The sequence below is a fragment of the Paraburkholderia sp. GAS33 genome (assembly GCF_050436645.1).
GTDB lineage: Bacteria > Pseudomonadota > Gammaproteobacteria > Burkholderiales > Burkholderiaceae > Paraburkholderia > Paraburkholderia phenazinium_B.
Window position 1 is genome coordinate 70,979 of record NZ_JBNDMP010000015.1, and the last position, 12,727, is coordinate 83,705.

A 12,727-nucleotide genomic window follows, 5' to 3' on the forward strand; every position below is an offset into this window, starting at 1 on the left:
ACCCTCAAGCCAAACTCAACGACGCATCACCTTTTCCGACGGCGTCAGCGCTTCGATATAGGCCGGACGGCTGAAGATCCGTTCCGCGTACTTCATCAGCGGCGCGGCGTTCTTCGACAGTTCGATGCCGTAGTGATCCAGACGCCACAGGAGCGGGGCGATCGCCACGTCGAGCATCGAGAATTCTTCGCCCAGCATGTACTTGTTCTTCAGGAAAATCGGCGCGAGCTGCGTCAGGCGATCGCGGATCGCAAGACGTGCTTTCTCGTGATTTTTCTCGGCAGCCTTGCCCTTCTCGTTTTCGAGCGTGCCGACGTGCACGAACAGTTCCTTCTCGAAGTTGAGCAGGAACAGGCGCGCGCGGGCGCGTTGCACCGGGTCGGCCGGCATCAGTTGCGGATGCGGGAAGCGTTCGTCGATGTACTCGTTGATGATGTTCGATTCGTACAGAATCAGGTCCCGTTCGACGAGGATCGGCACTTGACCATACGGATTCATCACAGCGATGTCTTCCGGTTTGTTAAACAGGTCGACGTCGCGGATCTCGAAGTCCATGCCTTTCTCAAACAACACCAGCCGGCAGCGCTGGGAGAATGGGCAAGTTGTGCCGGAATACAGAACCATCATGTTTACGTTTCCTCAAAAAGCTGAAGGGCCAGCACGCGGAAAAACCGTCCAACAGGTTTTTCCTTGCACTGGCCCCACGCCAGTTATGGCGTGATTATTTGATATCTTTCCAGTACGCAGCGTTCAATCGCCATGCGAAAAAGCTCAGGACGCCGAGGAACAGCAGCACCCACACACCAAGCCGGTGGCGGGTTTGCTGCGTCGGTTCGGACATCCAGGACAGGTACGACACGAGGTCGGCCACATCCGAATCATAATCTACCGCCGATAACGTACCCGGCGTGACCTGCTGGTAGCCGACGAATTTATGGACTGTTTCCCCGCTCCTTTCGTCGACGACATCGTCGAACTTCGCCGTGCGTTGCCCTTGAAGCTGCCACAACACGTTGGGCATGCTCACGTTTTCATACACCAGATTGTTCCAGCCGGTTGGCCGCGTATCGTCGCGATAAAAACTGCGCAGATACGTATATAGCCAGTCCCGGCCCCGCGCCCGCGCCTCCACCGACAAATCCGGCGGTGCCGTGCCGAACCACGATTTCGCGTCGTCAGGCTTCATTGCCACGGACATCGTGTTACCGATCTTATCGGTGGTGAAAAGCAGGTTTGTCTGAATTTCCTGCGGTGAAATGCCCAAACTGGTCAATGCGCTGTAGCGCACCAGATTCGCGCTGTGGCAATTCAGGCAGTAGTTTACAAACAATTTGGCGCCATGCTGCAAAGAAGCAAAATTCTCCGCGTTATCGGGCGCGCGGTCGAGCGGGAATTCGTCCGCGTAAGCCGGCGCTGCCAGCAGCGCGAGCGCAAGTGTCAGCGATGCGGCCCCGATCGCCGCAAACCTCGAAAGCATTTTTCTCATCTTCGTGTCTCCTTGGCCTGCGATTAGTGAGGCTTGAACCGCACCCGTTCAGGTGGCTGCTTGAAGGTTCCAAGCCGCGTCCAGAACGGCATGCCAAGGAAAAACGCGAAATAGACCAGCGCGCAGATCTGCGCGATCAGGGTCGCGGCGGGCGACGGTGGTTTGGTTCCGAGGAACGCCAACGTCAGAAACACCAGCACGAAGATCCCGTAAAACACCTTATGGAAGAACGGCCGGTAGCGGATCGACTTCACCGGCGAGCGGTCGAGCCACGGCAGGAAGAACAGCGAAATCACTGCGCCGCCCATCACCACCACGCCCCAGAACTTCGACTGGGTGAAGTACATGGCCAGAATCACCAGCACGGCTAGCACCGGCAGCCCCACCTTCCATTTGCCGCGGGCCCGCACCAGCGCGAACAGCCCGAGCAGCGCGATCACGATCATCAGAACGATCTTGAACGGATCCGTGGTGGCGCGCAGCATCGCATAGAACGCCGTGAAGTACCACACCGGCGCGATCTCAGGCGGTGTCTGCAGCGGGTTGGCCGGAACGAAGTTGTTCGACTCGAGGAAGTAGCCGCCCATCTCCGGCGCGAAGAAAATGATCGCCGCGAAGATCAGCAGGAACACGGTAACGCCCATGAAGTCGTGCACGGAGTAGTACGGATGGAACGGGATGCCGTCGAGCGGAATACCGTTCGCGTCCTTCTTCGCCTTGATCTCCACGCCGTCCGGGTTGTTCGAGCCCACTTCGTGCAGCGCCACCAGGTGGGCGACCACCAGGCCGATCAGCACCAGCGGAATCGCGATCACGTGAAACGCGAAGAAGCGGTTCAGCGTGACGTCCGAGACGACGTAGTCGCCGCGAATCCACAACGACAGATCCGGCCCGATAAACGGAATCGCCGAGAACAGGTTCACGATCACCTGTGCGCCCCAGAACGACATCTGGCCCCACGGCAGCAGGTAGCCGAAGAATGCCTCGGCCATCAGGCACAGGAAGATCGCGCAGCCGAAGATCCACACCAGTTCGCGCGGCTTGCGGTACGAGCCGTACATCAGCCCGCGGAACATGTGCAGGTACACCACGACGAAGAACATCGAGGCGCCCGTCGAATGCATGTAGCGGATCAGCCAGCCCCACGGCACCTCGCGCATGATGTACTCGACCGACGCGAACGCGAGCGTCGAGTCGGGCTTGTAGTTCATGGTGAGGAAAATGCCGGTGACGATCTGATTGACCAGCACCAGCAGCGCCAGCGAGCCGAAGAAATACCAGAAGTTGAAATTCTTCGGCGCGTAGTACTCGGAGACGTGTTTCTTCCACGTCGCCGTCATCGGAAAGCGGCGGTCGATCCAGCCGACCAGCCCGGTCGTCTCCACTTCGTGATCGATCGCCATTTACGCTTCTCCTTTCTCGTCCTTGCCGATCACGAGCTGGGTAGCTGACGTGAACATGTAGGGCGGGATGTCCAGGTTCTGCGGTGCAGGTTTGTTCTTGAAGACGCGGCCGGCCAGGTCATAGGTCGAGCCGTGGCACGGGCACAGGAAGCCGCCCGGCCAGTCGTCAGGAAGATTCGGCTGTGCGCCTTCCTGAAAACGCGGAGTCGGCGTGCAGCCCAGATGGGTGCACACGGCAACCGTAACTAACAGGTTCTTGTGATCGGGCCGCGAACGGAATTCGTTGTTGCAATACTCCGGCAACGGCATCGAGAAGGGCTTTTCGGTATGGGGATCGGCGACTTCGTTATCGGCTTTCTGGACGTCGGCGAGCATCCGGTCGGTGCGGTTCAGGATCCAGACGGGCTTGCCGCGCCAGGCGACGGTCATCATCTCGCCGGGCTTCAGATTGCTAATGTCGGCCTCGACCGGCGCGCCGGCGGCCTTGGCTTTTTCAGATGGTGCAAACGAACCAACAAAGGGTACAACAGTGGCAACACCTCCTATGCCACCTGCTACGGTCGTCGCTATCAGCCAGGTACGCCGGCCGCCATCGACGAGCTCATCTTCTTTGTCTCGCATCACACGCCCCACTTCTGAGTTGGATTTTTCCTTCACGTCTCTTCTACCGACGCTAGTTTGCTCGAATGGAGTCGCCATTTACAAGGCCCGAATGCCAAAAACCGTGCGAAGTCTTTGATATCCAAGGGTTTCCCCGGACTAATAACAAACTTTTTTGTTGCCCGTTTTAAGTGGACCCTGTGTATTTCGTGCTTTTTAGTTCAGTAATCAGACCGGATTAGGGATATCGATAAACAGGTGTTCAATATCGAAGGATTCCGCCAGATGCGAACCGAGTGCCTGAACGCCGAAACGTTCGGTGGCGTGATGGCCCGCCGCCAGAAAAGCCACACCGCTTTCCGCTGCGGTATGCATACAGGGTTCGGAGACTTCACCGGTCAGGTAGACGTCGGCGCCGGCCTCGATCGCGGCGTCGAAGTAGCCTTGCGCCGCTCCGGTACACCAGGCGACGCGCCGCAGTTCGACGTCCGGGTCGCCGAACACGAGCGGCGTGCGGCCGAGCGTCTCCTCGACCTCCGCGGTAAAGTGCGCGAGGGTGACCGGCATAGGCAGCGTGGTCATCCAGCCGAGGTCGTTCTCGCCGAAGCGCGACTCGCCGATCCAGCCCATCTTCGCACCGAGCTGCGCGTTGTTGCCGAACTCGGGGTGATCGTCGAGCGGCAGATGGTAAGCGAACAGGTTCAGGTCATTGGCCAGCAGCAGCTTCAGGCGTCCATATTTGCGGCCGGTGATCTGCGGCGGCTCGTTGCGCCAGAAGTAGCCGTGGTGGACGAGCACCGCGTCCGCGCCCCAGTCGAGCGCCGCTTCCAGAAAGGCCAGCGAAGCGGTCACGCCGGTCGCGATCCTGTTGACCCGGCGACGCCCTTCCACCTGCAGACCATTCGGGCAGTAGTCCTTGAAGCGCGCGGTTTCAAGGACTTTGTTCAGATACAATTCAAGTTCGATCCGATCCATATAATCCTCTAATCTTCAGATGCTTAGACGCTTTTGGCTGTTCTTTGCCCAAGCGGTGACCGTGCTGTTGGCGTTGATGTTCATCATCGCCACCCTCAAACCGCAATGGCTGCAGCGACAAGGGCAATTCGGCAAGCAACTTTCCGAGCCGATCGTCGCACTGCGGGAAGTGGCGCCTGGCATCGGTAGCAGCGGTCCCGCACAAGCTTCTTATGCCGACGCCGCGCAGAAGGCATCCCCCGCGGTCGTCAACGTGTTCTCCAGCAAGGACGGGTCTTTGCCGCCCGATCCCCGGGCGAAAGATCCGCTGTTTCGCTATTTCTTCGGCAACAAGAACAACGGCAAGCAGCAGGAACAACCCGCAGCCAATCTCGGCTCGGGTGTCATAGTGAGTTCGGAAGGTTACATTCTAACGAACCAGCACGTCGTCGACGGTGCGGATCAGATCGAAATCGCGCTCGCCGACGGCCGCACAACCACCGCCAAGGTGATCGGCGTCGATCCGGAGACGGATCTGGCGGTGCTCAAGGTGAGCCTGACCAACCTGCCCACCATCACACTCGGCCGCATGGACCAGACGCGCGTGGGCGATGTGGTGCTGGCCATCGGCAATCCGTTTGGCGTGGGTCAGACGGTGACCATGGGGATTGTCAGCGCCCTTGGCCGCAATCACCTCGGCATCAATACCTTCGAAAACTTCATCCAGACCGATGCGGCGATCAATCCCGGCAACTCTGGCGGCGCGCTGGTGGACGTCAACGGCAATCTGCTGGGCATCAATACGGCGATTTACTCGCGCTCGGGCGGCTCGCTCGGGATCGGCTTTGCGATTCCGGTGTCGACCGCGCGCAGCGTGCTGGAGAGCATCATCACGACTGGCTCGGTCACGCGGGGCTGGATCGGCGTGGAGCCGCAGGACGTGACGCCTGAGATTGCCGAGTCGTTCGGGCTCGAGCAGAAGTCCGGGGCGATTGTGGCCGGCGTGCTGAAGAACGGGCCGGCAGACCGCGCCGGCATCAAACCGGGCGACATTCTGGTGAGCGTGGACGGCCAGGACATCACCGACACGACCCGTCTGCTGAACCTGATCGCGCAGATCAAGCCGGGGTCGAACGCGAAGATCCATCTGGTGCGCAAGAACCACGAAATGGATCTCGATGTGATGATCGGCAAGCGGCCTCCGCCGCCCAAGCAGCCCGTCGACGACGGCGACGATCAGAACGACGACGGCGGTTGAGCGAAAGGAAAGCGCCTGGCCATCATTGGCCGCTCGCAAAACAAAGAGGGCAGTCCGATTAGCGGCTGCCCTCTTTGCATCTGCAAACGGTCTTCATCTGCTGCGGCTACGCGACATGCTAGCGCCGCATTGGAAGCCGTCCAGAACGCTCACTCTCACACGTTCAGCCTGACGCCTGCCCCTCTTCGTCGGGCACCTCGACCTGCTTGCCGACAATCAGCCGCGCCGCGATGATGCCCACCTCGTACAGGATGATCAAAGGCAACGCGAGAATAAGCTGCGAGAACACGTCAGGCGGCGTGACGACGGCGGAGACGATGAACGCCCCGACGATCACATACGGACGGATCTGACGCAGCTTCTTGACCGTCAGAAGGCCCATTCGGACCAGCAGCACCACGACGATCGGGACCTCGAAGGTCACCCCGAACGCAATGAACATGGTCAACACGAAACTCAGATAGTTGTCGATGTCCGTGTTCATCGCCGCGCCGAGCGGCGCGTTATAGTGCGCCATCACTCGGAAGATGGTCGGAAACACCACGAAGTACGCGAACGCCATGCCGCACAGAAACAGGATGTAGCTGCTGCCCACCAGCGGCACGACCAGTTTCTTTTCATGCTGATAGAGCCCCGGCGCCACGAACGCCCAGATCTGATACAGCACGACCGGCAGCGCGATGACGAGTGCAACCATCATGGTCACCTTCATCGGCACGAAGAAGGAGCCCGTGACGTCGGTGACGATCAGTTTGCCGTCCTTCGGCAAATTCACCATCAAAGGCCGTGCGAGCAGCCTGAAGATGTCCGGCGCCCAGTAGACAAGCCCAATAAATACCACGATGACGGCAATGCCGGCGCGGATGATGCGGTCGCGCAGTTCAACGAGGTGAGAAATGAAGGTCTCTTCAGTGCCTTCGGTTTGATTTAGCTGGGGGTCGCTCACGCCGGCCCTCGGTAGGAGATTATCGCCAGAGTCATCAGAAGAAACGCGTCGGGCGGCGCAGGCTCACCGGTGTATGACGCGCCACGCGCGCCGCGCCCGACTGCACGCGCGTGCGGCGGGTGGTGGCGCGCTTGTACCAGGTGGGCATTGCCGTCTGCTTGACGCGCCAGTTCTTGCGCTTCAGCGCTGCGGCCGGCGTGCTATGCCAGGAGGTGGAGACGGTCGAATTGCCCGCCGCGCTTTCGAGCGAGCCGCCGGCAATGCTGGGGCTCACCGATGAGCCTGAACCCCACGCGTCGTTCAGTTCGGATTCGTGCTTGCGCATCGTGTCGTGAACCTTGGTTTCCACATTGCTCGCCGCGGTCTCGAACTCGGTCTTCATGCGCCGTAATTCGTCGAGTTCGATTTCGCGCGTGACTTCGGCCTTCACGTCATTGATATAACGTTGTGCGCGGCCGAACAGCGCCCCCGCGGTGCGGGCGACGCGCGGCAGCCGCTCCGGCCCGAGTACGACCAGTGCGACGACGCCGATCAGCGCCATCTTGGTTAGACCGAGGTCCAGCATGGAGGGTGGTTCCCGTCAGTGCGCGGTTGGGCCGCGGCTTAGCGGTAATCGCTCGAACGCGGCGTCTTTTCTTTTGCGTCGACGTCGACCGTTTCGCGCGGCAATTCGCGCTGCGCCGGGTCGCCCGGTGTCTCCGCTTCTTTCATGCCTTCCTTGAAGCCCTTCACAGCGCCACCCAGATCGGTGCCGATATTGCGCAGCTTCTTCGTGCCGAACACCAGTGCAACGATCAGCAGAACAATCAGCCAGTGCCAAATACTAAACGAACCCATGACTTCTCTCCTTAACCCCGACTTCGCCGGCATCGCGTTTGCGCGCGGCGGCCCTGTGCGCCTTACGGCCCGAATCGAGACGCGTACGCCTCATCTATACGTTGCCGCCGCTGCTTCAGATTCCCCCAGCGGCACTGGGCATGATTGTCTACGGCGAATCACGACGCCCTCATTACATTGCAGCAGAAAACGTTCGCCCAATCGTGCGACATGATGCACCAGCCAGGGCGCCAGCGGAACCCGGCCGGATGGCCACGTTCATGGAGCAATCGCTGCGGCGCTTACCTCACCCCATGCGTTGCCAGGGACGCGGCCCCGCGAGGATATGCGCGTGCAGGTGGTACACCTCCTGCCCGCCGCCCGGCCCGGTATTGATTACCGTGCGAAAGCCGGTTTCGCCGCCCGTATAGGCCACGCCGAGCTGCTGCGCCAGACGCGCCACCAATATAAGCATTCTACCAAGCAGCGGTGCATCGCTTTCGGTGCAGTTCGAGAGCGTTTCGATGTGCTTGCGCGGAATCACCAGCACGTGGGTCTCGGCGGCGGGGCGAATGTCGCGAAAAGCGACGAATTCTTCGTCCTCGTGGACTTTGGTGGACGGAATCTCGCCCGCGGCGATCTTGCAGAAAAGGCAGTTTGAATCGTGGCTCATGGATGTCCTGAGGCGCAAACAGACGGGGCGGCCAGACCGAAGGTCAGAACCACGCCCGCGGATTCACTAGCGGCTTGTTATCGTACAGATACAGCCAGCCCTTGATGATACGGTACAACATCCAGATCCCGACAGCCCACAGGATAGGAATTCCGATCACGACGAAAAACAGCAGGCCACCGATCAGATAGCCGAGCATGCACCACCAGAAGGTGCGCATTTGCCACTGAAAGTGCGCTTCGTACGGCGTACCGATCACATCGGGCCGCTTGACGTAATTGATGATTATGGCGATCAGCACCGAGATGCCGCCGGTCAGCCAGTAGACCGCATACAGCGCATACAGCACGTGCGTCAGCGTGCGGGCGCTGCGCTCGCGTTCGGATTCGAGGGCATTGCGGTACGTGGGCGGCGGATATCCGCCTTGCGACTGTTCCATGCTTGCGTCCTCCTTCCTGTTACCGGGTTGGCGTTCAGTTGACGTGAGGTTGGCGTCCAGCGGCCTTTCAGTCGCCGTTCTCCTCGCGGTCGCGGCTCTTGCGCAACGCTTTCTCTTCGATGCCCGACATGCCTTCGCGGCGCTCGAGTTCGGCGAGCACATCCGCCGGGCTCAGATCGAAATGCGACAGCATCACCAGACAATGGAACCACAGGTCGGCCACTTCGCCGACCAGCGCGGTGGGCGCGCCACCCTGGCGCACGTCCTTGGCGGCAAGCACGACCTCGGTCGCTTCTTCGCCGATCTTCTTCAAAACCGCGTCGTCGCCCTTGTGAAACAGGCGCGACACATACGAGACGTCTGGATCGCCGCCCTTGCGGCTGTCGATGACCGCCGCGAGGCGCAGCAGTGTATCGTTCGTCGATTGCGAGTTTTGCGTCATTTGTAGATGTGTTCGGGGTCTTTCAGGACGGGTTCAACCGCGACCCAATCGCCGTCGTCGACCGTCCCTTCGAATTTCTGGAAAAAGCACGAGTGGCGGCCGGTGTGGCAGGCAATGCCCGACACCTGTTCGACCTTCAGCAGCACGACGTCTTCATCGCAATCGAGCCGCACTTCGTGCACATGCTGCACGTGACCGGACTCTTCGCCCTTGAACCACAGGCGCTGGCGCGAGCGCGAGAAGTACACCGCGCGACCGGTCTCGACCGTCTTGGCGAGCGCCTCGCGGTTCATCCATGCAAACATCAGCACGTCGTTGCTCGAGGCTTCCTGGGCGATCACCGGCACGAGGCCGTTCGCGTCCCACTTCACCTTGTCGAGCCAATCCACAGCCGTAGGATTCACCACGTCACAACCTCACCGAAATGCCCTGACCGGCCATGAAGCGCTTGGCTTCGCCGACCGTGTGTTCGCCGTAGTGGAAGATGCTGGCGGCCAGCACGGCGTCCGCGTGACCGTCCTTGATGCCGTCGGCCAGATGCTGCAGCGAGCCGACGCCGCCCGAGGCAATCACCGGAATCGGCACGGCGTCCGACACGGCACGCGTGAGCGCCAGATCGAAGCCGCTCTTGGTGCCGTCACGGTCCATGCTGGTGAGCAGGATTTCGCCGGCGCCGAGTTCGGCCATCTTGCGCGCCCATTCAACCGCTTCCAGTCCGGTCGCCTTGCGCCCGCCGTGCGTGAAGACTTCCCAGCGTGGAGGTTCGCCTTCGGCGGAGACGCGCTTGGCGTCGATCGCCACCACGATGCATTGCGAGCCGTATTTGTCGGTCGCATCGCGCACCAGCTGCGGATTCGACACCGCCGACGAGTTCATGCTGATCTTGTCCGCGCCCGCGTTGAGCAGGCGCCGCACGTCTTCGACCGCACGCACGCCGCCGCCGACCGTCAGCGGAATGAACACCTGCGAGGCAACGGCTTCGATGATCGGCAGGATCAGGTCGCGCTGGTCCGAAGTGGCGGTGATGTCGAGGAAGGTGAGTTCGTCGGCGCCCTGCTCGTCGTAGCGGCGGGCAATTTCGACCGGGTCGCCCGCATCGCGTAGTTCGACGAAGTTGACGCCCTTGACCACGCGGCCAGCCGTGACGTCCAGACAGGGGATGATGCGTTTAGCTAGAGCCATGATCGTGCAAATTCTTGCCAATACCGCTGATGAGGCCGCTCCGAGGCGAGCGGCGCAATGCCGGCGCGTGTTGCCGCGCAGAGCCCACTAGCCCAGCGCTAGCAGACGCGCGGGCCGCCGCTTAGGCGTCGTCCGACTCGCGCAGCTTGTCGGCGAGGGTCTGTGCCGCCGTGAAATCGAGGTCGCCCGAATAGATGGCGCGTCCGCAGATCACGCCTTCGATGCCTTCGACTTCGACTTCGCACAGCGCTTCGATGTCGGCGAGATTCGACAGGCCGCCGCTCGCGATTACCGGAATCTTCACCGCGCGCGCCAGACGCACCGTCGCGTCGATGTTGATGCCCTGGAGCATGCCGTCCCGGCCGATATCGGTATAGATGATCGACTCGCAGCCGTAGTCCTCGAACTTGCGCGCGAGATCGGCGACTTCGTGACCGGTCAGCTTGCTCCAGCCGTCGGTGGCGACCTTGCCGTCTTTCGCGTCGAGACCCACGATGATATGGCCGCCGAACGCCGTGCAGGCGTCCTGCAGGAAGCCGGGATTCTTCACCGCCGCCGTACCGATGATCACATAAGACAGACCGTCGTCCAGATAGCGCTCGATCGTGTTCAGGTCGCGGATCCCACCGCCCAGCTGGACGGGAATCTCACCACCGACCTCCTCGATGATCGCGCGGATCGCGTCTTCGTTCTTCGGCTTACCGGCGAACGCTCCGTTGAGGTCGACGAGATGCAGGCGCCGGGCGCCGCGGTCGACCCAATGTCGGGCCATAGCCGCCGGTTCCTCGGAAAAAATCGTCGCCTGGTCCATGTCGCCCTGTTTAAGGCGTACACACTGACCATCTTTCAGGTCGATGGCGGGAATCAGCAGCATAGCAATCGGGTGTTGTCAGGGAAGAAGGTTTAAAGTCGGCCGGCGCCGGGCAGGCGGGATAAGCCCGCTCCGGTACCGTTTCGCTAGTTTAGTACAACTCTTTCAGTACCCCGGCGCATGTGTATCGGGCTCGGGAACGCGGTTTCGAACGCCGGGCCGGCATAGGGCAAACCGCGCCCGGCAGAACCGGCTATTAGACGGTAGGCGCTCACGGGTTCCAGTGCACGAAGTTTCGATACACACGCAGTCCCGCTTCGGCACTCTTCTCCGGGTGAAATTGCGTCGCGAAGATATTGTCCCGCGCCACTGCCGAGGTGAAGGGCACGCCGTACACGGTTTCGCCCGAGGTATGGGCCGCGTTGTCCGGCGCTACGTAGTAGCTGTGCACGAAGTAGAAGAAGCTGTTATCCGCAACCCCGTCCCACAGCGGGTGCGGCACGGCCTGCCTGACCCGGTTCCAGCCCATCTGCGGCACCTTGAAGCGTGAACCGTCGTCCTGCAACTGGCCTTCCAGATCGAAGCGCAGCACCTTGCCGGGTAGCAGGCCGAGGCCACGGGTATCGCCCTCGGCGCTCCAGTCGAACAGCATCTGCTCGCCCACGCACACGCCCATCAAAGGCTTGCTGCGCGACGCTTCAATCACCGCTTCCTGCAGACCCGATTCGCCGAGACAGCGCATGCAATCCGGCATTGCGCCCTGACCGGGAAGCACGACACGGTCAGCCGCGCGGATCGCTTCCGGCCGGTCGACGATCGCCACGTCCGCGTCCGGCGCAGCCTTCCTCAACGCCTGGGCGACCGAACGCAGGTTGCCCATTCCGTAATCCACAATCGCAATCGAAGTTTTCATTTCAAGTTAGACAGTAACGCCTCGCTTAACGGACGAGGTGAACGACTTGAGGATACCTGTCGCAAAGCGCAAGCCCGATCCGGTAAGTCTGCGCCAGGAAACGCCCGGCCGCCTCAGGTTTTACGCTCTGAAAGGAGTCGCACGCGCAGGGGCCACAGATCTGGGATGCTTACAGGCTGCCCTTGGTCGACGGAATCTGCCCCGCCGCGCGATCATCCAGTTCCACCGCCATGCGCAGGGCTCGTCCGAACGCCTTGAACACCGTCTCCATCTGGTGATGGGCGTTCAGGCCGCGCAGGTTGTCGATATGGAGCGTCACGCCGGCATGGTTCACAAAGCCGCGGAAGAATTCGATGGACAGATCGACGTCGAACGTACCGATGCGCGCACGCGTAAACGGCACATGGAATTCGAGACCCGGCCGGCCGGAAAAATCGATCACGACACGCGACAGCGCTTCGTCGAGCGGCACGTAAGAATGACCGTAGCGACGAATGCCCTTCTTGTCGCCGACCGCCTTCGCGACTGCCTGCCCCAGCGTGATGCCGACGTCTTCGACCGTATGGTGGTCGTCGATATGCGTATCGCCATGCGCCTCGATGTCGAGGTCGATCAATCCATGCCGCGCGATCTGGTCGAGCATGTGGTCAAGGAACGGCACACCGGTGGCGAGCTTCTGCTTGCCGGTGCCATCCAGATTGATCTTGATACGGATCTGCGTTTCGCTAGTGTCGCGAACGACTTCCGCCTGGCGCATGGTAATTCCTCGAATCTGACTATGAAAGAAAGGGAGTTGGGGGGAAC

The 12,727-nt window shown here is 61.0% G+C and carries 17 protein-coding genes; 1 reads left to right on the plus strand and 16 read right to left on the minus strand.

Features of this window, described 5'->3' with window-relative positions; genetic code table 11:
- Window positions 1-15: 15 nt before the first annotated feature.
- The 5 genes from P3T24_RS32915 to P3T24_RS32935 all read right to left on the minus strand — a co-directional run bounded on the left by P3T24_RS32915 (window position 16) and on the right by P3T24_RS32935 (window position 4,464).
- Window positions 16-627 carry a glutathione S-transferase N-terminal domain-containing protein gene (locus P3T24_RS32915; protein ID WP_006052302.1) on the minus strand — a complete coding sequence of 204 codons (612 nt, stop codon included), beginning with the start codon at window positions 625-627 and terminating at the stop codon, window positions 16-18.
- 94 nt (window positions 628-721) lie between these two features.
- Window positions 722-1,486, minus strand: coding sequence for a cytochrome c1 (locus tag P3T24_RS32920; RefSeq protein ID WP_074262630.1), 765 nt, complete (start codon window positions 1,484-1,486; stop codon window positions 722-724).
- A gap of 23 nt (window positions 1,487-1,509) precedes the next feature.
- Complete coding sequence (locus P3T24_RS32925) at window positions 1,510-2,889, minus strand: cytochrome b (protein ID WP_074262631.1); 1,380 nt, start codon at window positions 2,887-2,889, stop codon at window positions 1,510-1,512.
- On the minus strand, window positions 2,890-3,510 hold the full coding sequence (gene petA / locus P3T24_RS32930; protein WP_429441055.1) for a ubiquinol-cytochrome c reductase iron-sulfur subunit: 621 nt from the start codon (window positions 3,508-3,510) through the stop codon (window positions 2,890-2,892).
- Window positions 3,511-3,717: 207 nt separating this feature from the next.
- On the minus strand, window positions 3,718-4,464 hold the full coding sequence (locus P3T24_RS32935; protein WP_074262633.1) for a Nif3-like dinuclear metal center hexameric protein: 747 nt from the start codon (window positions 4,462-4,464) through the stop codon (window positions 3,718-3,720).
- A gap of 19 nt (window positions 4,465-4,483) precedes the next feature.
- Here P3T24_RS32935 and P3T24_RS32940 point away from each other — a divergent pair, with 19 nt between their 5' ends.
- Window positions 4,484-5,701, plus strand: a complete 1,218-nt coding sequence (locus P3T24_RS32940) for a Do family serine endopeptidase (protein ID WP_074262634.1) — start codon at window positions 4,484-4,486, stop codon at window positions 5,699-5,701.
- Between the two features lie 163 nt (window positions 5,702-5,864).
- Here P3T24_RS32940 and tatC read toward each other — a convergent pair whose 3' ends face one another.
- The 11 genes from tatC to hisB all read right to left on the minus strand — a co-directional run bounded on the left by tatC (window position 5,865) and on the right by hisB (window position 12,680).
- Window positions 5,865-6,647 carry a twin-arginine translocase subunit TatC gene (gene tatC, locus P3T24_RS32945; RefSeq protein WP_074262635.1) on the minus strand — a complete coding sequence of 261 codons (783 nt, stop codon included), beginning with the start codon at window positions 6,645-6,647 and terminating at the stop codon, window positions 5,865-5,867.
- 34 nt (window positions 6,648-6,681) lie between these two features.
- On the minus strand, window positions 6,682-7,212 hold the full coding sequence (tatB, locus tag P3T24_RS32950) for a Sec-independent protein translocase protein TatB (protein WP_429441008.1): 531 nt from the start codon (window positions 7,210-7,212) through the stop codon (window positions 6,682-6,684).
- A 38-nt stretch (window positions 7,213-7,250) separates the two neighbouring features.
- Window positions 7,251-7,484 carry a Sec-independent protein translocase subunit TatA gene (gene tatA / locus P3T24_RS32955; protein ID WP_074262637.1) on the minus strand — a complete coding sequence of 78 codons (234 nt, stop codon included), beginning with the start codon at window positions 7,482-7,484 and terminating at the stop codon, window positions 7,251-7,253.
- Between the two features lie 286 nt (window positions 7,485-7,770).
- The gene (locus P3T24_RS32960; RefSeq protein WP_074262638.1) at window positions 7,771-8,136 is read right to left on the minus strand and encodes a histidine triad nucleotide-binding protein; all 366 of its coding nucleotides are present in this window, start codon (window positions 8,134-8,136) and stop codon (window positions 7,771-7,773) included.
- Window positions 8,137-8,179: 43 nt separating this feature from the next.
- A complete protein-coding gene (locus tag P3T24_RS32965; protein ID WP_429441009.1) occupies window positions 8,180-8,575 on the minus strand; it encodes a DUF4870 family protein in 396 nt (131 codons plus the stop codon).
- A gap of 67 nt (window positions 8,576-8,642) precedes the next feature.
- Window positions 8,643-9,017, minus strand: coding sequence for a phosphoribosyl-ATP diphosphatase (locus tag P3T24_RS32970; protein WP_429441010.1), 375 nt, complete (start codon window positions 9,015-9,017; stop codon window positions 8,643-8,645).
- Window positions 9,014-9,424, minus strand: a complete 411-nt coding sequence (gene hisI, locus P3T24_RS32975; RefSeq protein ID WP_171991746.1) for a phosphoribosyl-AMP cyclohydrolase — start codon at window positions 9,422-9,424, stop codon at window positions 9,014-9,016. The genes P3T24_RS32970 and hisI overlap by 4 nt, the downstream gene beginning before the upstream one ends.
- 1 nt (window position 9,425) lies before the next feature.
- Window positions 9,426-10,199: an imidazole glycerol phosphate synthase subunit HisF gene (hisF, locus tag P3T24_RS32980; RefSeq protein WP_429411428.1), complete on the minus strand. Its 774-nt coding sequence runs from the start codon at window positions 10,197-10,199 to the stop codon at window positions 9,426-9,428.
- A gap of 121 nt (window positions 10,200-10,320) precedes the next feature.
- Window positions 10,321-11,073 (minus strand): 1-(5-phosphoribosyl)-5-[(5-phosphoribosylamino)methylideneamino]imidazole-4-carboxamide isomerase, encoded by a 753-nt coding sequence (hisA, locus tag P3T24_RS32985; RefSeq protein WP_074262642.1) that lies wholly within the window; start codon window positions 11,071-11,073, stop codon window positions 10,321-10,323.
- A 208-nt stretch (window positions 11,074-11,281) separates the two neighbouring features.
- Window positions 11,282-11,923 (minus strand): imidazole glycerol phosphate synthase subunit HisH, encoded by a 642-nt coding sequence (gene hisH, locus P3T24_RS32990; RefSeq protein ID WP_074262643.1) that lies wholly within the window; start codon window positions 11,921-11,923, stop codon window positions 11,282-11,284.
- Window positions 11,924-12,092: 169 nt separating this feature from the next.
- Complete coding sequence (gene hisB / locus P3T24_RS32995; protein ID WP_074262644.1) at window positions 12,093-12,680, minus strand: imidazoleglycerol-phosphate dehydratase HisB; 588 nt, start codon at window positions 12,678-12,680, stop codon at window positions 12,093-12,095.
- Window positions 12,681-12,727 lie beyond the last annotated feature (47 nt).